Here is a 17665-nt window from a genome sequence, read left to right on the forward strand (position 1 = left end):
GACCACATGCCACGCATCCCCGTGGTGTCCGAAAAGGACGCCGGCCTGCTCACCAAGCTCGTCTACCGCTACGCGCGCAAGCGTTTCGGCGCCGTGCCGGAGCCGTTCGCCGTCGTCGCGCACCGGCCCGCCCTGATGCGCGCCAGCGGGATCCACGAGATGCTCGTCGAGAAGGCGATCAAGCACCTGCCGGTGAACGTGGCCGAGCTCGCCCAGTACCGGACGGCGGTGCGGCTGGGTTGCTCGTGGTGCGTCGACTTCGGCACCATGCTGCAGAAGCACCACGGCCTGGACATCGACCGCCTGAAGAACATCGACGACTACGCCACGTCGGAGCTGTTCACCCGTCAGGAACGACTCGCGCTGGCCTACGCCGACGCGATGTCCGGGACTCCGGTCGCGGTCACCGACGAGCAGGTCGCCGAGCTGGAGCGCGAGTTCGGCCGGCCCGGGCTGATCGAGCTGACCTACCTGATCGGCCTGGAGAACCAGCGCGCCCGCGTCAACAGCGCCCTCGACATCACCGACCAGGGCTTCACGTCCGGGGACGCGTGCCGGGTTCCACAAGCCGGCTGAGCTTGTCGGGGTTCGCCTGGTCGTAGATCGCGGTGATCAGCCCGTCCCGGACGGTGAACGTCTCCAGGTGCGCGTCCAGCGGCCGGTAGCCGTCGCCGCCGGGGGCGGGCGGCAGGTAGATCCCGAGATCGCCGTTGACCAGCAGCGGACGGCCGCCGGCCAGCGCCTCCGGCCGGTAGAACCGCAGCAGGCCGAGGAAGAAGCGGATGATCTTGTCCGCGCCCACCATGACCTGCACCGTGGTCTTCGCCTTGCCGTCGCTGTCGCCGATGAGCACGACGTCGGGGTGCAGCACCTCGGCCACCGCCCGCACGTCGCCCTTCGCCAGCGCCGTCATGAACCGGTCGAGGATCTCCTGCTGCTCGGCCAGCTCCGCGCGCGGCGGCGGCTGCGCGTCGTCCAGCGCACGGCGCCCGCGCGACGCGTGCTGCCGCGCCGTCGCCGTGGTGACGCCCAGGATCTCCGCGATCTCGTCGAACGGCACGGCGAACGCGTCGTGCAGCACGAACGCCACCCGCTGCTCGGGCGTGAGCTTGTCGAGCACGATCATCGCCGCCATGCGCACGCCCTCGTCGCGGACGGCGGCCTCCAGCGGATCGTCCGCGGACGGCGCGCCCAGCGGCGTGACGATCGGTTCCGGCAGCCACTGGCCGACGTACTTCTCCCGCCGCGCGGTCGCCGAGCGCAGCCGGTCCAGGCAGATCCGCCCGACCACGGTGGTCAGCCACGCCCGCAGCTCGTGGATCCCCGCACGCTTGTCCTCGTCCAGCGCGGCCAGGCGCAGCCACGACTCCTGCACCGCGTCCTCGGCGTCGCTCACCGAACCGGTCAGCCGGTAGGCGACGGCGGTCAGGTGCGCGCGCAGCGCGGCGAACTCCGCGGCGACCCCATCCAGCGTGCTCACACACCCGAGTGTGCCGTACGACCCGGCCCCGCCGGTCACTAGACTGGTCGTCGTGGCAGGCCGGATCCGGGAAAGTGACATCGCGGAGGTGCGCCAGCGCAACCGGATCGACGAGGTCGTGGGCGATTACGTGGCCCTGCGCAACGCCGGTGGTGGAGCGCTGAAGGGGCTGTGCCCGTTCCACGACGAGAAGACCCCGTCGTTCAACGTCCGCCCCACGCACGGCACCTTCCACTGCTTCGGCTGCGGTGAGGGTGGCGACGTCATCAAGTTCCTGATGAAGATCGACCACCTCCCGTTCGTCGAGGCGGTCGAGCGGCTGGCCGACCGCGTCGGGTTCCGGCTCACCTACGAGGGTGGTGGCGGCAGCGTCCAGCGCGACCGCGGCACGCGCACCCGGATGGTGGAGGCGCACAAGGCCGCCGCCGAGTTCTACGCCGAGCAGCTGCGCACGCCCGAGGCCCAGATCGCCCGCGACTTCCTGGCCGAGCGCGGCTTCGACGAGACCGCGGCCCGCACGTTCAGCTGCGGCTACGCCCCGGCAGGCTGGGACAAGCTGACGAAGTACCTGCTCAACCGCGGGTTCGAGTTCAGCGAGCTGCTCAAGGCCCAGCTGGTCAAGGAGGGCCGCCAGGGCCCGATCGACCGGTTCCACCGCCGGCTGGTGTGGCCGATCCGCGACCTGTCCGGCGACGTCGTCGGGTTTGGGGCGCGGCGGCTGCACGACGACGACCCGATCCAGGCCAAGTACCTCAACACCAGCGAGAGCCCGATCTACAAGAAGTCGCAGGTGCTGTTCGGGCTCGACCTGGCCAAGCGGGAGATCGCCAAGCGCCACCAGGTGGTCGTCGTCGAGGGCTACACCGACGTGATGGCGATGCACGCGTCCGGCGTGCCGACCGCGGTCGCGTCCTGCGGCACGGCGTTCGGCGAGGACCACATGAAGGTGCTGCGCCGCCTACTGATGGACGACGACGCGTTCCGCGGCGAGATCATCTTCACCTTCGACGGCGATGAGGCGGGCCAGAAGGCGGCGCTCAAGGCGTTCGAGGGCGAGCAGACCTTCGCCGGACAGACCTACATCGCGGTCGCCCCCGACGGCATGGACCCGTGCGACCTGCGGCTCGCCAAGGGCGAGGCCTCGGTGCGCGACCTGGTAGCCCGCCGCACACCGCTGTTCGAGTTCGCGATCCGCAGCATCCTCAAGGAGTACGACCTCGACTCGGTCGACGGGCAGGTCGCCGCGCTGCAGCGCACCGTGCCGCTGGTCGCGCAGATCAAGGACCGCGCGAAGCGGGACGGCTACGCCACCAAGCTGTCGTGGTGGGTCGGCTGGCAGGACGAGGCGATGGTCGTGCGACGCGTGCGGGAGAGCGCGGGCGGCGCGGTCCGGACCAACGGGCGCAAGCCGGTGCAGCGGGTCAACGGCGCCCCGGCGGCGGACGTGCCACGCCCGGACCCGAACGACCCGCGGCTGATGGCGCAGCGTGAGGTGCTCAAGGCGGCGCTGCAGGAGCCGGCGTACGCGGGCCCGGAGTACGACGCGCTGCCCGAGGAGGCCTTCACCCACCCCGCGTACGTTGCGGTGCACCGCGCGGTGCTCAAGGCGGGCGGCACGGGCAGCGGGCTGGCCGGGCCGGCGCTGATCGACGCGGCGACCCCGTACACGCCCGACGGGCCGGTGCGCTCGCTGCTGTCCGAGCTGGCCGTGGAACCGTTGCGTGCCAAGGGGGAGGCCGACGGGCACTACATCGGCAGCATGATCGCCGCGGTGCAGGAGAACCTGGTCGGACGGCAGATCGCCGAGATCAAGTCGCGGCTGCAGCGGCTGTCGCCGATCGAGGCGGCCGACGACTACCGCGCGTTGTTCGGCGACCTCGTCGCGTTGGAGGAGTACCGCAAGGCGCTCAAGGCGCAGGCCATCGGCGGGCTGGGGTAGGCCGTGCGGTGGCTGCGACGGCTGATCGGCGACCCGCTGCCGGAGGACTTCCCCGGACGGCTGGCCGAGGGGGAGAACGCGGTCGGGTCGGCGCCGGTCCGCGGTGGCGGGCACCTGGTGGTCACCGAGCTTGGGCTGTGGGTTCCCGTGCCCGAGGGCGCCCGGCGGATCGGCTGGCACCTGATCAGCAAGGCGATCTGGGGTGACGGCGTGCTGACGGTCACCGAGGCCGACGAGACCGGCACGGCCGGCGCCGCGGTAGTGCTGCGCGACCGCGAGCCGGTGCGGTTCGAGCTGCCGCGGCCGGGCAAGGTGCCGTGGCTGGTCCGGCAGCGCGTGGACGGTTCGATCCGGGCGCGCCACCGGGCGGAGCTGACCAGCGGCGGGGTGTGGTTCGTGCAGCGGAAACTGCCCGGGCGCGACGGTGTGGTGCTGCAGGCGCGGCCGGATCCCGGGGTCGACCTCGAGATCGTCGCGGCGATCGCGCGGGAGGCCGCGGAGAAGCTGGCGCCGCCCCAGGCTTAGCAGTACGATCGTACTGTGTGGGATCCTGCGAAGTACCTCGACTACGCGGACCTGCGGGGACGCCCGTTCTACGACCTGATCGGCCGGATCGCCGCGGCTGAGCCTCGGCGGGTCGTGGACCTGGGCTGCGGGCCGGGGAACCTGACGGTGGCGCTGGCGTCGCGCTGGCCGGGGGCGAAGCTGGAGGCGCTGGACAGCTCGCCGGAGATGGTCGAGGCGGCGCGCGCGGCGGGTGTCGACGCGCGGGTGGCTGACGTTCGTGAGTGGTCGCCGGAGCCGGACACGGACGTGGTGGTCACCAACGCGGTGTTGCAGTGGGTGCCGGAGCATCGTGCGTTGCTGCGGCGCTGGGTGGGGGAGCTGCCGTCGGGCGCGTGGTTCGCGATGCAGGTGCCGGGGAACATGGACTCGCCGTCGCACACGCTGGTGCGGGAGGTGGCGGCCCGGCCGGAGTGGTCGGCGCGGCTGGGCGGGCTGCGGGGTGTCGAAGCGGTCGACTCGCCGGTGGAGTACGCGGAGTTGTTCGCCGACGCGGGGTGCTCGGTGGACGCCTGGGAGACGACGTACGTGCAGCGGCTGAGCGGGCCGGACGCGGTGCTCGAGTGGATCACCGGGACCGCGTTGCGGCCGGTGCGGGCGGCGCTGGACGACGAGGGCTGGCAGCGGTTCCGGGCGGAGTTGGCGCCGTTGCTGAACGAGGCTTACCCGCCGCGCGCGGACGGCACGACGTGGTTCCCGTTCCGGCGGGTGTTCGCGGTGGCGCGGGTGTGAGCGTCTAACATCCGCGGGTGGCCTCCTACGACGATCTTTTCGAGCACCTGGACGTGGCGTCACTGCCCGAGCGGCAGCAGCGGATCCTGGTCGCGATCCGCGATTGGGTGAACCGGTACGGGTACGCGCCGAACACGCGGGAGATCGGGGAGGCGGTCGGCCTGCGATCGTCGTCGTCGGTGTCGAAGCACCTGGCGGCCTTGGAGGAGAAGGGTTTCCTGCGCCGCAGCGCGACGATGTCCCGGCCGATCGACGTGCGGGCGTTCCTGTCCGGTTCGTCGTCGCGGGCGGATTCGGACGATTCGGTGCCGGTGCCCGTGGTGGGTGACATCGCGGCCGGCACGCCGATCTCGGCGATCGAGCAGCTGGACGACACGCTGACGCTGCCGAGGGAGCTGACCGGGCGGGGCACGGTGTTCGGCCTGCGGGTACGCGGCGACTCGATGATCGACGCCGCGATCTGCGACGGCGACATCGTGGTGGTGCGGCAGCAGTCGGAGGCCCACTCGGGCCAGATAGTCGCGGCGATGATCGACGAGGAGGCGACGGTGAAGGTCTACCGGCGCCGCAACGGACACGTGTACCTGGAGCCGCGAAACCCGGCGTACGAGGTAATCGACGGCGACCGGGCGGTGATCCTGGGCGCTGTGGTGTCGGTGCTGCGCAGCCTCTGAGGCAGGGGGGTGTGATCCACCCCGACAACCACCCGCTAACGCACCACAGCAGGCACCCGGCTGCCGAGACCACCCCGCCACTCCAGCAACTCCCGCTGGACGCGGCCCGCCATCCACCCATCGCATCGGCCGGCCCCCGGCCGCCCATCCGGACCTGGGCCGCCCAGCGCGCTTCGCCGACCCGCTGCTCGACGGCGCCGGGGTGTGCACCGAGGTCGCTGTGCGGGTCGCGATCGTCTCTATGGCGTTGTCGGGGCCGGCGCCACGATGCTCCCGAGCGAGCCCGCCAGGGCGGCGTGATCCGCCCGGTGATCCCGACGGTCACCCGCCGTGTCGTGATGTTCCACCGCCAGGGTGAGCTGCCTCAGCCGCCCAGGCGTCCTGCAGCCCTGAGCTCACCTGGTCCGCGGAGCCGGTTGAACGTCGCGGCGGTCAGGCCTGGGTCGCCTTCGGTTCGCGGGCCCGGTGGCCGTTCGGACCGCTGTGGGAGCGCGCGAACGGCAGCTTGTCACCCACCTTCTCGCCGACCTTGGCGCGCACCACGCCGGCGGCGCCCTGGACCGCGGGGTGGTCAGCGACCGCCCGATAGGTCCGCACGATCTGTTCGTACCGCGCACGACCCGCCCGCGCCCCGAGCACGTACCCGACGGCCGCGCCGAGCAGGAAAGTCTTCATCGCCCGCCTCCTGGTGTCTCCGCCTCGATCACTCATTGTCCCCCAACGCGCGCGAAACTGCCGGGGGGTGCTTGCAGAGCGCGATCGCCCATGAGCTAGAGTTCTCTCCCGTCAGCCCGGAGCGATCCGGGCAGGCCAGAGCGTTCCCCTGTAGCTCAATTGGCAGAGCATTCGGCTGTTAACCGAAGGGTTGCTGGTTCGAGTCCAGCCGGGGGAGCTGAGCCCCAGGTCACAGACCTGGGGCTTCTTCTTTGACCACCCCCAGCAGGCGGATCCCCAGAGAACTCCCAGGATTGAATCCTGGGAGTCGGCCCGGAACATGCCAGTGCCCCCGAGGACCGGTTCCGTCCTCGGGGGCACTTGTCGCCTGTGTCACTGCGGGTCGAACTCGCCGGCCTTCACACCCGGCAGGAACGCCTGAACCTCGCCGGGCGTGAACGCCAGCCGCGGCCCGTCCGGATCCTTGCTGTCCCGAACCAGCCAACTGCCGTCAGACAGTGACGCGACCTCCACACACTCCTGCTGCGGGCCACTGAAACTGGACTTTCGCCAAACTGGCTCTTCCCCACTCCCGCGAGGTACGGTCATGGTGTCGTCTCTCCATTCGTGTGATGACATCCGCGATGAGCCTCGTCGGGGCTCATCGCCATCTCCTCCAACACTTCAACTGCCCTGACCTGAGCAGGCACTGCCTGCGGCCGGGCGAAGTTGGAGCTTCCGTACGGCTCGAAGTACACGATCGGCTGCCCGACGGGGAACTCGTAGAGGACGAAGGGTCCCATGTCGGCGGGGTTGAAGTCGTCCGTCTTGGGGATGGCCCGGAGGGTGACGTTATCCAACGCGGCCATCTTCTGCGTGTACCGAAGTTGTTCGATGGCGACTTCGAGGCCGCCGAGGGTTCTTTCGATCGCCCGCATCCCGAGGAACACGTCGAGCTGCATGCGGTCGCTCCGCCACAGGGCTTCTTTGCGGGGCCATACGGGCAGCGACGATGGAACGGACCTGATTGTCGTCCACTTCCTCGCCCCGGCGTTCGGCGTCGCCGGCGACAACAGCGTTCGCGGTCCCCTCGGTTTGGAGCATGCCGGGCGGGAACAGCGGGGCCACGCACACCATTCGGGTGGCAGACCGTTCGTACTCGATCAGCGCTGAGACTTGCCGGTCGACGCCCTCGGTGATCCAGTCTGGGTTGGCGGCGTTGCGGGCGTCGCGGAGGATGTCTTCCCGCGCGTTGCCGATCACACCGAGGGTGCCGAGAACGTGCGCGACCTGCACTTCGGTGGGGAGGAACGCCCCGGTTTCCCACTTGGAGTACGTGACACGGGCGGGCGGCCGCCGGTATGGGCGTGGCGCGGGGAGCTGCGGCTGATCGACGCGATGTTGTTGTTCGACGCCGAGCACGAGCTGAGCCGCGGGTTCGCGGCGGTCGAGTTCGACGCGCCGGCGGGGCTGGTCGTGGAGTCGGACTACGGGCGGTGGAACGACTTCATCGCCGCGTCGCTGGAGGGGCGGGAGTGCACTTGGGAGCTGGGGCCGGCGGTGCGCGAGCCGGCCCAGATGTGCCTGCCGTACGTGCGGGCCTCGTGGGTGCGGGAGGTGCGGCCGCTGCCGACCGGCGGGTGGGACCGGCTCGATCCGGCCGCCGCGGTGTGAGACGTCTTGTCCTGTTCTGTCATTGACCCGGCGCGGTCCGGGCGATGACGATCGCGGGGTGGCTGAGGTGACCGACCTGCCCCGCGGTGACCTGGTGCTGCTGGGGCTGCTGGCGGAGGGGCTGTCGCCGGAGGAGGTGGCCGGGCGGGTTGGGCTGTCCGGCCGGACCGTGCGGCGCCGGATCAGGGCCATCTGCGACCGCCTCGGCGTGGCGACGCCCATCGAGGCGGTGGTGTGGGCGGTGCGGAGTGAGATGATCTGACCGTGCCGGCCCGCGCACCGCGCGGCCCGGCTCCGGCGGGCCTGCCAAACCCCGCCGGAGCCGGAACCCCAACCGCAGCCGCGGCGCCGCACCAGCGGCCACCGCAGCTACCGCGACTGCAGCCGCAGCCACCGCGGCCGGCCCTACCGCAGCCGCAGCGCGGCCAGGTAGTCGTGCATCTGGTCGGCCCTCGAATCGGTCAGCGGGTTGCTCTGGTCGTCGTTCTCGATGATGAACTCGCGCATGCCCAGGCGGGTCGCCCCGCTGAGGATCGTGCGGTAGTCGACCACCCCGGTGCCCAGGTCCGCCAGATTGCCGTTGGCGTCCAGGTCCTTCACGTGCGCCAGCAGCATCCGCCCCCGGTTCGCGCGGATCAGTTCGACGTTCTCCTGCGCGCTCAGCCCCGCCGCGGACGACCACCCCATGTCCAGCTCCAGGTACAGCAACTCGGGATCGGAGCCGTCCAGCAGGATCTGGTAGAAGCTCCGCCCGTCGGGGCCGTGCCCGGTGAACTCGCTGGTGTGGTTGTGGTACCCCAGCTTCATCCCCGCCCGGCGGATCCGCTCCCCGGCCCGGTTGAACGCGGGCCCGGCCTCGGCGAAACCCTCCGCCGTGTCCGGCACCCCGCCCGGGCACACGATGTAGCGCTGCCCCAGGATCCGCGCCATCTCGATCAGCTCACCCAGCCGAGCGTCGTCCAGGAACTCCGCGTACCCGTGGTGGCTGGACACCGCCCGCAGGCCGTACTTGTCCAGCAGCGGCCGGACCTCCCGCGCGTGCGCCGGGTCCGTGCCACCGGGGAATCCGGCGAACTCCAGGTTCCGGTACCCGGCCCGCGCGAGCGCCCGCAGCACCGCCTCCGGCTGGGACATGAACGCGTCCCGCACCGAGTACATCTGCAACCCGATCCGGCTGTTCGGGATACGCCGCCCCGGGGACGCCGCCGCCACCGGTGCAGCGCCCATCGCCGCCACCCCGGCCGCTGTCGCCGCCACCCCCGCCAGGAACTTGCGCCGGTCGAAAACGACCGGAACACCACCGCACATGCCGCTCTCCTTCCCTGAAAATCAGTGCTCGTGGACACCGGCCGGCATGGTGCCGTCGGCGTTGCGGACCAGGAACATCCCGGCCATCCCCATGTCCGAGTGGTTCTGGACGTGGCAGTGGTACATCCACATGCCGGGCCCGACCCCCTCACCGGCGATCACCTGGAACCCGAACGACACCCCGGGGTTGAGGTCCTTGATGTCGATCAGCGGGCTGGGGTCGTACTCGCTGGTGCGCATCCCGGTCCGGTTGTCCAGCCAGCGGTGCCCGTGCAGGTGGAAGGTGTGGAAGTTGCTGCCGTGCCCGATCGCGATCCACTCCACCCGCTCGCCGAGGTTCGCCTCGAACGTCGGCGCGTCGTGGTGCGCCCGGTTGTTGATCATCATGTCGTTGAACACCACGGTGAACTGACGTTTCGGCAGCAGATCGCCCTGCCGCCGCACCACCAGCGCCCCGTACAGGCCCTTGAGCACCCCCTCGGTGCCGTGCTCGGTGCCCATCGCGTGGTCGTGGTAGTGCCAGTAGCCCGCCGTGCCCTCGGCCCACGACCCGTCCGCCCGCCGGTAACCCACGTGGCTGCGCCAGGTGTAGCGCCGCGTCTGGCCGGGCATCACCGCGGAGCCGTTCATCAGGGTGCCGTCGGAGTTCACGTCGTAGTCGACGCCGTGCGGGTGCAGCGACAGCACCCGGTCGGTCGTGTTGACCAGGTCGATCTCGAGGGTGTCGCCCTCCCACATCTCCAGCACCGGACCGGGCACCGTCGCCCCGCCGGGCGCGAGCCCGTAGCCGTACAACTCGTCGGAGATCTTTTCGGCGTACATCGTGATCCGCCGGGGCGTGCCTTCCGCCCGCACCGGGGCGGCCGCCGCGACGCCGGGCACCGACGCGGCCAGCCCGGCCGCCGCGGTGCCGAGCACGGCACGCCGCGTCATCTTGGCCATGGAAAGGTCCTTTCGTGGAGAGGAGTCACACCATGCGTTCGAACGCCGGGTTCGGCTGCCGCTCCTGCTTCGAGGGGCCGCTCGACGACACGACGGTGAACGTGACGCTGCCGGTCTCGCTGGTGTTGCCCGCCTCGTCGGTCGCGCGGTAGCGGATCGTGTGGGTGCCGACGTGGTCGACGACGAACGGCTTGTGGTAGCGGGTGAACACATTGCCGTCCAGCGAGTACTGGATGCGTGCGACGCCGGAGGCCTCGTCGGTCGCGGCGAGCGTGACCGTCACCGGGCCGACGTAGTCCCACGACCAGTTCTGCGGCCCGGCCAGCCGCACGGTGACCACCGGCGGGGTCAGGTCGCCCGCTTTGGCGATGGTGAACGACAGCATCCGCACGGCGCTGGTGTTGCCCGCCCGGTCGGTCGCGCGGTAGTGCAGCAGGTGCGTGCCGACCGCGGTGATGGTCACCGGCTGGCCGTAGCGGACGAACCCGGCGCCGTCCAGGTCGTACTCGATCGAGGCGATCCCGGACTCGGTGTCGGTGGCGGCGAGCACGAGCGTGGCCTTGCCGGCGAAGGAGCCCTCGGTGTTCAGCTCCCCGTCCAGATCGGCGGTCACGAACGGCGCCGTGACGTCACCGAGCGGATCCACTGTCACCGTCAGGGTTTTCGGCTCGCTGGTGTTACCGGCCTTGTCGGTGGCGCGGTAGGTGAGCGTGTGCGTGCCCGTGCCGAGCACGGCCGGCTGGCTGTACGTTACGTACGCGCCGCCGTCCATTGTGTACTCGATCTTCGCCACGCCGGACTCGCCGTCGGTCGCGGTGAGCGTCACGGTCGCGCTGCCCGCGTAGTTCCCGGCGTCGTTGCGCTCGCCCGCGACGGTGGCGTTCACCGTCGGCGCGGTGGTGTCCTCGTTTGGCTGCACGACGTTGATCACCAGCGTCTTGGGGTCGCTGGCGTTGCCCGCCTTGTCGGTGGCGCGGTAGTGCACGGTGTGCGCGCCGGGCGCGGTGATGGTGACCGGGCCGCTGTAGGGGCGGTAGGTGTCGTCGTCGAGCGTGTACTCGACCGTGTCCACGCCCGAGCTGTCGTCGGTCGCGGCCAGGGTGAGGGTGGCGGTGCCGACGTAGTTGCCGTCGGGGTCGGTGGTGCCGTCGACGGTCGCGGTCACCTCCGGTGGCGTGGTGTCCGGCTCGCCGCTTTCGGTGACGATCAGCTCGCCGCTCATCGTGTGCCCGGGCATCGCGCAGTAGTAGCGGTACTTGCCCGGCGTGAGGGTCACCTGCGCCTGGTGCAGCCCGTGCTCGGCGTCCAGCGGGCTGGCGGTGATGTTGAGGTCGACGTCGTGGTTGTAGCCCGGGGTCGACGTGTCGAAGGTCAGCGTGTGGGTCATGCCGGTGGTGTTGCCGGTCTCGGTGCTGTTCTCGAACACGATGGTCGCCGCGCCCGCGACCGCCGTGGCCGGCGCGGACGCGTACTCGGTCATGTTGTCGTCGGCGGTCCAGGTCAGCACCTGTTCCGCCGCCGCGGTGATCGGCACTGGCTCGGCGATCGCGGCGGTGGTCGTGCCGGTGAGCAGGCACAGTCCCGCCGTCGCGGCCACCAGCGCGCCACGCAGAATTCTCATGGGATTCCTCGCAGGGTGGAGCCGGTGGCGCCGCCGTGGCGGCGCCACCGGGGGGATCGGGATTGCTAGAGCTGCCGCACCCGGATGTTGCGGAACTCGATCACGTCGCGGTCGCTGTGGTTCTGCAGCCCGATGAACCCGCTGAAGAACTGCCGCAGATCGGTCGGCGGGTCACCGGCGCGCGAGGACTGCTTGCCCGGCGTGTTGTCGAACTCGTTGATCACCACGCCGTTGCGGATGATCGTGTAGTGCTGGCCGGTCACCCGCACCTCGTAGTCGTTCCACACGCCCTTCGGCGTCGGCATCGCCCGGTCCAGTCCCACCTGGGAGAAGTTGTAGACCGAACCGGTCTTCTGCGCGTCACCCGCGGTGTTGTCGTTGATCTGGATCTCCTGTCCACAGTAGATCGCGACCCACGCCTGCGACGTCCGCGCCGAGCCGACCGTGCCGCAGCTGCCCGGCGGGCGTTGCTCTAGCGGGGTCCGCACGTCGGGGAACCGGGTGAACACGCCGCTGTTGGCGCGGTCACCGGCCGGCGCCACGTCACGGAACTGCAGCCGCACCGAGAAGTCGCCGAACGCCTTGCCGGAGTACCACAGCATGCCCATCCCACCGGCGCTGTGCAGGGTGCCGTCCGGTTGCAGGTCGAACCGGCCGTCCGGCGCCTGGCTCCAGCCGTTCATCGAGGTGCCGTCGAAGAGCCATTCGTAGGCGGTGGACCGGCCCACCTGGGACGCAGAGGCGGCCCGGATCAGCTGGCTGGCCTCCTTGTCGGACAGCAGCCCGAAGCCGCGCAGCTTCGTGGCCACGTCGGTCGCGTACGTGGTGAACGCGTCGTGGCTCGCCCACGGCCGCTCGTCGTCGACCAGGTCGTTGATCGTGCAGCCGAGGCCGATGTTGCGGTTGGGCACCGCGGTTTCGCTGTCCAGGATCCACACCTTCTGCCGGGCGTCCGGCGCCGGGCAGCTGACGGTCACCGGCAGGTTCGCGGTGGCCTTCGTCCCGTCGGCGTAGGTGACCTCCAGGGTCGCGTAGTAGGTGCCGCCGCGCAGGTAGGTGTGCTGGGGGTTGGCCTCGGTGGAGGTGGTGCCGTCCCCGAAGTCCCAGCGCCACGCGACGCCACCGGCCTTGGCGCTGTTGAACGCCATCGTCATCGGGCCGGCCTGGGTGGTGGCCCCGACGGTCGCCGACTCCGGAGCCGGGGTCGCCGCGCCGCCGTGGTAGGTGATGCGCAGCAGCTTCTGGTTCGGGTCGAGGCTGAAGAACCCGCCCGCGTAGTCCAGCAGGTACAGCGCGCCGTCCGGACCGAACTTGGCGTCCATCCAGCTCTGCAGGCCGGTGTCGCCACCGCCGCCCTTGATGATCTGACGCAGGTCCTCGGCGAACGCGGGCGCACCCTGCGCAGGCACGCGCGCCGGGTCCAGCGTCACCGCGATCCGGTTGTTGCCGTTGGACTCGTCACCGATGAGCCACTTGTCCTCCCAGTACGCCGGCCAGGCGACGCCGCTGGCGGTGTTCACCTCGGCGCGGTGGTAGGTCGGACCGGACATCACGGCCTGCCCGCCGCCCTTGAGGTAGGGCTCGGTGTAGGTCGCCTCGGACTCCACATAGGACGGAACTCCGCTGCCGTCCGCGCGCGCCGGGTAGACCGGCCCGCCGCCCTGGGGCGAGTACCAGATCGCGTTGTCCCGCGCGGGCGGGATGTCCACCAGGCCGGTGTTGCGCGGCGAGGTGTTCTTCAGGTTGTCGCAGTCGTACCAGCCGGTGAGCACGCTGGCGTCGGTGTTGCTTCGGTCGCGGTAGGGCTGTCGGTTGCCCATGCAGTACGGCCAGCCCTGGTTGCCCGCCGAGGTGAGGACGGTGGCCGTCTCGTACTTGGCCGGCCCCAGTTCGGGGTTCGGCGCGCCGGCGTCGGGGCCGACCCAGCCCGCGGTGAGCCAGTCGTGCTGCCGGTCCACGGCAAGGCGGGCGATGTTGCGCACGCCCATCACGTAGATCTCCGGCCGGGTCTTGCCGCCGCCCTCCTCGGCGCCGGTGAAGAGGTTGCCCTGCGGGATCGTGTAGGTGCCGTCCGGCTCCGGGTGGATGCGCAGGATCTTGCCGTTGAGGTCGTTGGTGTTGCCCGAGGTGCGGCGCGCGTCCTGGAACGACGTGCCCTGGTACTCGGCGGTCCAGTTGTTGCCGGAGTAGCCGTCGGAGCCGCCGGAGGAGTTGTTGTCGCCGACGCCGATGTAGAGGTTGCCCGCGTCGTCGAAGGCCATGCCGCCGCCGGCGTGGCAGCAGCTGTGGATCTGGGCCGGCCAGTGCAGCAGGTCCTTGCGGGTGGCCTGGTCGATGGTCTGCCGCGCGGCGTCGTAGGTGAAGCGGGACACCGTGCGCTGGCCGATCCGCTTCTCCCGGTCGATGGATTCGTGCGGCATCCAGTAGACGTAGAACCAGCCGTTGCGCGCGAAGTCCGGGTCGAGCGTCATGCCGACCAGGCCTTCCTCGTTCTTGACCAGCTCGTCACCGCTGCCGCGGTTGCCCATCACCGGCAGTGTGGTGAGCAGTTTGACCTGCTTCGTCTTCGGGTCCCACTGGTGGATGGTGCCGCAGCCGAGGCCGACGTTCGGGTCGTTCCAGTCCACGATGGGCCCGGACGGGCAGGCGGCCTTGCCGATGTAGAACACCTTGCCGTCGGGGGCGATGGTCAGGCCGTGCGGTTCGCCGATCTGGTCGAGCTGGCCCGGCTGGTTCGGCTTGGTGAGCCGCTCCACGGTGTAGTTCGAGGCGATCGTGGCCTTGCAGTCGCCGCGCACCATGCCGGTGGTCCAGCGGATCGCACCGAGCAGGTGGCCGCGGAAGAGCTGGTCGGTGGTCCAGCTCTCGACGGTGCGGCCCATGCCGGTGTAGAAGGAACGGCCGCCGGAGTAGTCGCGGCACCAGGACACCGGGTGGAAGGCGCCGTTGCCGCCCTGGCCCGGCTGGTACTTCCACTCCTCGACCTGCGCGATCGTGTGCACCTGGCCGACCGGGTTCGGGCTCCAGTTCAGCCACTGGTCGGAGCGGGTCCAGTTCAGCGGCAGGCCCGCGTTGGCGGGGTGCTGCCGGTCGGTCACGTCGACCACGGCCTGCTGCACCGAATCGGGGCTGGTGGCGGGCCGGGTGCCGATCAGGCCGGTGAACCAGTCTGATGTGGACTGAGCGCGGGCGGCGTCGTGGACGCCGACGAACCCGTTGCCCGCGGCGACGAACGCCTTGAGCGCGTCCTCCTGCGCGGCGCTGAGCGTGACGGAGTTGGCGGACAGGAACACGATCCCGCGGTAGCGGGCCAGGTTGGCCGGGGTGAAGACGGCGGGGTCGGCGGCCACGTCGGCCTGGAACCCGCCGGTGCGGCCGAGTTCCTGGACCGCCGCGGCTGCGGTGCCGACCGGGTCGGCCTGGCGGTCGGACGGGCCGTGGAAGACCAGGACCCGGATGGGGTCGGGTGCCTGTTGTTGTTGCTGCGGCGCGGGTGCCGGCGCCGCGAGTGCGGGCAGCACGGGCACGGCGGTGAGCAGGACCAGCCCGCACAACTGGGCCAGCACCCGGCGGAACCGGCGTCTGGACCGGTTCGGTTCGTGGACACGTCGGTAGCGCATACCATCCCTCGCTCGGACTGCGCGGGTTTCCCCGCTCGGGTTCAGATGAGCTTGTGCCGCGCGGCCCAGACCACGGCCTGGATCGGGGCGTGCACGTCCAGCCGGTCGCAGATCCGCCGGATCCGGCGCTGCACCGTGCGTTTGGACAGGTTGAGCCGCCGCGCGACCGCGTCGATCGGCAGGCCGTCGGCGAGCAGGGCGAGGACGGCCAGCTCCTCGCCGGTGAGGACTCTGAGGGGTTGGTCGAGCGTCGCGGTCACTTCACGCCCGCCCGGAGACCGGCCGGCAGCGTGATTCGGGGTCGGATCGACATTGATCTCTGCCCTCCCAGCAGCGGGCTACTGATGCTCTGGGAAACTAACCACTTCTGCGCACGGTAGGAAGATGTCTGTCGCGAACTGGCCACTGGAAGGTCGCGAACAGGAAGAAGTGACTCCGTTCGGACCACAACTTTCGAGGGGCCGACGGGCGAGGTGGTTCAGACCGCTCGACGGGTGAGGCCGGTGGTGCGGGGAGGGTGGGTGGTGACCCGGGTTCCCCGGGCGTCGGACGGGATGGGCCGACCGCGTGACTAACCCGAGCTCAGGCCATCAGCGGGGCGTGACGAACGTCAGGTGCGACCGCTGCCGCAGCCGGCGGGACGACGCCACCCCCACCCCGGCCAGCAGCACGACCGCGCACACCGCCCCGTGCAGCACGCCGCGCGCCAGGTATCCGCTGTCCACGCCGTCGATCGCGTACGTGCCGATCTCCCGGCTGAACCAGAACGGCAGCACCCGCGCCACCGTGCTGCCCGGGTCGGTCATCATCTGCAGTCCGACCACCACCAGCAGCACCAGCGTCCCCTCGAGTTCGCGGGGCAGGGTGGCGCTCAGGGCGAGTCCGAAGGGCGCCGAGACGGCCACCATGATCGCCATCATCAGCGCCACCGGCCCGTGCCGCACGCTGTCCTGGTCCACCAGGATCAACAGGAAGTACGGCACGGCCAGCGCGACGCCGACCGCCCACGGCGCCGCCAGCCGCCCGACGTACAGGTGGTGGCTGCGGTACCCGGACAACCGCAGGCGCGGCTCGATCTCCCGCGCCGCGCTCCCCGCGAACAACGCCGCCGTGCTCAGCGCCCACCCCAGCCCGAGGCACACGAACCGCACGGACTGGCCGAGGTGGTCGCCCCGCCTGCTGAGGTAGAACGCCAGCGGCAGCGCCGCCAGGATGACGAGCACCGACCGGCGGCGCAGCATCTCGCGCAGCGCCATTTCGGCCACGGTGACGAACCTGGTCATCGGTCCCTCCCGGTCAGGTCGAGCACCTGCTCGACCCGGTCGGCCTGGTTGAGCAGGTGCGTGACCACGACGACCGCCTTCCCGGCGTCACGCCACCGCCACGCCTGCTCCCAGAAGTCGAGGTAGGTCCCGCGGTCGAACCCCTGGTACGGCTCGTCCAGCAGCAGCACGTCCGGATCGCCCAGCCCGGCCAGCACCAGGTTCAGCTTCTGCCGCGTCCCGCCGGACAGGTGCCGCGCCGGCACCGGCTCGGCAGGCCAGTCCAGCACCGCCGCCCGCGACCGGCCGGACGAGCGCGCCTCCTCCCCGCGTCAGGCCGCGGCCCGCGCCGATCAGCACGAAGTGCTCGTCCGGCGTCAGGAAGTCCGCCGTGCCACCGGCCTGCGGGCAGTAGCCCAGCGAGCCGTGCACCCGCACCTCGCCGCCGTCCGCCCCCGCCATGCCCGCGCAGAGCCGCAGGAACGTGCTCTTGCCGCAGCCGTTGGCGCCCACCACCGCCGCGATCTGCCCGGACCGCACCGTCAGGTCCACATCGGACAACACGACCCGCTTGCCGTACTTCTTCGTGATCCCCACGGCTTCCAGCAGCACCCGCCCGCCCCGGCGCGGCACGCGGCCCACGCTGTCCACGACCGCCGCCGCGTAGGCCGCGGGCCGGCCGAACACGCGCAGCGGGTGCTCGCCGCTGTCGCGCAGGTGCGTGGCCGCCTCGGCGACCACTTGCGGCCCACCTCCGGGCTGACACCGTGCCGGTGCAGCTCCCCGGCCAGCGCCGCCAGCCAGCTGTCGACGTTCATCGCGTCGTTCCTTCCCCCAGCACCGCGGCGACGCCGGCGGTGAACTCGCGCCAGTCGGCCCTGGTCAGGCGCAGCTTCTCGGCGCCGGTGGCGGTGAGCCGGTAGTACTTGCGCGCCGGTCCGGCCGAACCCTCCCGCCAGCTCGCGGTGAGCAGCCCGGTCCGCTGCAACCGCAGCAGCACCGGGTACAGCGTGCCGCCCTGGATCGGGCCGAGCCCGGCCGCGTCCAGCGCCTGCGCCAGCTCGTACCCGTAGGACTCGCGCCGCTCGACCAGCGCCAGCACGCACGGGTCCAGCACGCCGCGCAACCACTGGGCCCGCCGCTCCTGATCCACGCCGACAAGGTAGCAGAGCCATCTAGGTTGCGCTGCTACCTA

20 protein-coding genes, 1 tRNA gene and 1 pseudogene are annotated in these 17665 nt (G+C 71.0%); 8 read left to right on the top strand and 14 right to left on the bottom strand.

Annotated features, from left to right (window positions below; translation table 11 throughout):
- Positions 1-6 precede the first annotated feature (6 nt).
- Complete coding sequence (locus tag AMETH_RS09775) at positions 7-576, top strand: carboxymuconolactone decarboxylase family protein (RefSeq protein ID WP_017981262.1); 570 nt, start codon at positions 7-9, stop codon at positions 574-576.
- On the opposite strand, the gene AMETH_RS09780 is transcribed toward AMETH_RS09775, so the two are convergent.
- The gene (locus AMETH_RS09780) at positions 536-1519 is read right to left on the bottom strand and encodes a sigma-70 family RNA polymerase sigma factor (protein ID WP_017981263.1); all 984 of its coding nucleotides are present in this window, start codon (positions 1517-1519) and stop codon (positions 536-538) included. The genes AMETH_RS09775 and AMETH_RS09780 overlap by 41 nt on opposite strands.
- A gap of 13 nt (positions 1520-1532) precedes the next feature.
- Between AMETH_RS09780 and dnaG the strand changes: the two genes are divergently transcribed.
- Genes dnaG through lexA form a run of 4 tightly spaced genes read left to right on the top strand, consistent with a single transcriptional unit; the run spans position 1533 to position 5389 of the window.
- Positions 1533-3419 carry a DNA primase gene (gene dnaG, locus AMETH_RS09785; RefSeq protein ID WP_017981264.1) on the top strand — a complete coding sequence of 629 codons (1887 nt, stop codon included), beginning with the start codon at positions 1533-1535 and terminating at the stop codon, positions 3417-3419.
- Between the two features lie 3 nt (positions 3420-3422).
- The gene (locus tag AMETH_RS09790; protein ID WP_017981265.1) at positions 3423-3944 is read left to right on the top strand and encodes a hypothetical protein; all 522 of its coding nucleotides are present in this window, start codon (positions 3423-3425) and stop codon (positions 3942-3944) included.
- Between the two features lie 15 nt (positions 3945-3959).
- Positions 3960-4715 carry a trans-aconitate 2-methyltransferase gene (locus tag AMETH_RS09795; protein WP_017981266.1) on the top strand — a complete coding sequence of 252 codons (756 nt, stop codon included), beginning with the start codon at positions 3960-3962 and terminating at the stop codon, positions 4713-4715.
- 17 nt (positions 4716-4732) lie between these two features.
- Entirely contained in the window at positions 4733-5389 is a 657-nt protein-coding gene (lexA, locus tag AMETH_RS09800) for a transcriptional repressor LexA (protein ID WP_017981267.1), read from the top strand.
- A gap of 432 nt (positions 5390-5821) precedes the next feature.
- Here the strand turns inward: lexA and AMETH_RS09805 are convergent, their stop codons facing one another.
- On the bottom strand, positions 5822-6064 hold the full coding sequence (locus AMETH_RS09805) for a hypothetical protein (RefSeq protein WP_017981268.1): 243 nt from the start codon (positions 6062-6064) through the stop codon (positions 5822-5824).
- A 144-nt stretch (positions 6065-6208) separates the two neighbouring features.
- Here AMETH_RS09805 and AMETH_RS09810 point away from each other — a divergent pair.
- A tRNA-Asn gene (locus AMETH_RS09810) sits at positions 6209-6281 on the top strand.
- Between the two features lie 155 nt (positions 6282-6436).
- Here the strand turns inward: AMETH_RS09810 and AMETH_RS09815 are convergent.
- From AMETH_RS09815 to AMETH_RS42485, 3 genes are read right to left on the bottom strand one after another with little or no spacing between them, the layout of a single operon-like run.
- Positions 6437-6682 carry a DUF397 domain-containing protein gene (locus AMETH_RS09815; RefSeq protein ID WP_323806946.1) on the bottom strand — a complete coding sequence of 82 codons (246 nt, stop codon included), beginning with the start codon at positions 6680-6682 and terminating at the stop codon, positions 6437-6439.
- Positions 6649-7005, bottom strand: a complete 357-nt coding sequence (locus AMETH_RS39805) for a Scr1 family TA system antitoxin-like transcriptional regulator (RefSeq protein WP_017981270.1) — start codon at positions 7003-7005, stop codon at positions 6649-6651. The genes AMETH_RS09815 and AMETH_RS39805 overlap by 34 nt, the downstream gene beginning before the upstream one ends.
- Positions 6896-7339, bottom strand: coding sequence for a Scr1 family TA system antitoxin-like transcriptional regulator (locus tag AMETH_RS42485; protein ID WP_410468205.1), 444 nt, complete (start codon positions 7337-7339; stop codon positions 6896-6898). The genes AMETH_RS39805 and AMETH_RS42485 overlap by 110 nt, the downstream gene beginning before the upstream one ends.
- Here AMETH_RS42485 and AMETH_RS09825 point away from each other — a divergent pair.
- Both AMETH_RS09825 and AMETH_RS09830 read left to right on the top strand, forming a co-directional pair.
- Positions 7325-7717 carry a hypothetical protein gene (locus AMETH_RS09825; protein ID WP_156131636.1) on the top strand — a complete coding sequence of 131 codons (393 nt, stop codon included), beginning with the start codon at positions 7325-7327 and terminating at the stop codon, positions 7715-7717. The genes AMETH_RS42485 and AMETH_RS09825 overlap by 15 nt on opposite strands.
- Positions 7718-7775: 58 nt before the next feature.
- Entirely contained in the window at positions 7776-7979 is a 204-nt protein-coding gene (locus AMETH_RS09830) for a helix-turn-helix domain-containing protein (RefSeq protein WP_017981272.1), read from the top strand.
- A gap of 143 nt (positions 7980-8122) precedes the next feature.
- On the opposite strand, the gene AMETH_RS09835 is transcribed toward AMETH_RS09830, so the two are convergent.
- From AMETH_RS09835 to AMETH_RS09870, 9 genes and pseudogenes are all read right to left on the bottom strand, one after another.
- A complete protein-coding gene (locus tag AMETH_RS09835; RefSeq protein WP_017981273.1) occupies positions 8123-9025 on the bottom strand; it encodes a sugar phosphate isomerase/epimerase family protein in 903 nt (300 codons plus the stop codon).
- A 21-nt stretch (positions 9026-9046) separates the two neighbouring features.
- Positions 9047-9967 (bottom strand): multicopper oxidase domain-containing protein, encoded by a 921-nt coding sequence (locus tag AMETH_RS09840; protein WP_017981274.1) that lies wholly within the window; start codon positions 9965-9967, stop codon positions 9047-9049.
- A gap of 25 nt (positions 9968-9992) precedes the next feature.
- On the bottom strand, positions 9993-11564 hold the full coding sequence (locus tag AMETH_RS09845; RefSeq protein WP_017981275.1) for an OmpL47-type beta-barrel domain-containing protein: 1572 nt from the start codon (positions 11562-11564) through the stop codon (positions 9993-9995).
- An 89-nt stretch (positions 11565-11653) separates the two neighbouring features.
- Positions 11654-15208, bottom strand: a complete 3555-nt coding sequence (locus AMETH_RS09850) for a ThuA domain-containing protein (protein ID WP_017981276.1) — start codon at positions 15206-15208, stop codon at positions 11654-11656.
- Between the two features lie 41 nt (positions 15209-15249).
- Positions 15250-15468, bottom strand: a complete 219-nt coding sequence (locus tag AMETH_RS09855; protein ID WP_017981277.1) for a response regulator transcription factor — start codon at positions 15466-15468, stop codon at positions 15250-15252.
- 330 nt (positions 15469-15798) lie between these two features.
- Entirely contained in the window at positions 15799-16491 is a 693-nt protein-coding gene (locus AMETH_RS09860) for a hypothetical protein (RefSeq protein ID WP_017981278.1), read from the bottom strand.
- A complete protein-coding gene (locus AMETH_RS39810; protein WP_017981279.1) occupies positions 16488-16760 on the bottom strand; it encodes an ATP-binding cassette domain-containing protein in 273 nt (90 codons plus the stop codon). Before AMETH_RS39810 ends, AMETH_RS09860 begins: the two co-directional genes overlap by 4 nt.
- Positions 16761-16953: 193 nt before the next feature.
- Positions 16954-17211, bottom strand: a pseudogene (locus AMETH_RS42010) (ATP-binding cassette domain-containing protein); the annotation flags it as partial.
- Positions 17212-17284: 73 nt separating this feature from the next.
- Positions 17285-17623: a PadR family transcriptional regulator gene (locus AMETH_RS09870; protein WP_026152976.1), complete on the bottom strand. Its 339-nt coding sequence runs from the start codon at positions 17621-17623 to the stop codon at positions 17285-17287.
- Positions 17624-17665: the final 42 nt, after the last annotated feature.

The organism is Amycolatopsis methanolica 239 (genome assembly GCF_000739085.1).
GTDB lineage: Bacteria > Actinomycetota > Actinomycetes > Mycobacteriales > Pseudonocardiaceae > Amycolatopsis_E > Amycolatopsis_E methanolica.

What these genes read in the sequence shown, in the direction of transcription:
- AMETH_RS09835 (WP_017981273.1), bottom strand. Translation starts at nt 9,025, where the DNA reads ATGTGCGGTGGTGTTCCGGTCGTTTTCGACCGGCGCAAGTTCCTGGCG.
- AMETH_RS09850 (WP_017981276.1), bottom strand. Translation starts at nt 15,208, where the DNA reads ATGCGCTACCGACGTGTCCACGAACCGAACCGGTCCAGACGCCGGTTC.
- AMETH_RS09860 (WP_017981278.1), bottom strand. Translation starts at nt 16,491, where the DNA reads ATGACCAGGTTCGTCACCGTGGCCGAAATGGCGCTGCGCGAGATGCTG.
- AMETH_RS09840 (WP_017981274.1), bottom strand. Translation starts at nt 9,967, where the DNA reads ATGGCCAAGATGACGCGGCGTGCCGTGCTCGGCACCGCGGCGGCCGGG.
- AMETH_RS09815 (WP_323806946.1), bottom strand. Translation starts at nt 6,682, where the DNA reads ATGTCATCACACGAATGGAGAGACGACACCATGACCGTACCTCGCGGG.
- AMETH_RS39805 (WP_017981270.1), bottom strand. Translation starts at nt 7,005, where the DNA reads ATGCAGCTCGACGTGTTCCTCGGGATGCGGGCGATCGAAAGAACCCTC.
- AMETH_RS09775 (WP_017981262.1), top strand. Translation starts at nt 7, where the DNA reads ATGCCACGCATCCCCGTGGTGTCCGAAAAGGACGCCGGCCTGCTCACC.
- AMETH_RS09805 (WP_017981268.1), bottom strand. Translation starts at nt 6,064, where the DNA reads ATGAAGACTTTCCTGCTCGGCGCGGCCGTCGGGTACGTGCTCGGGGCG.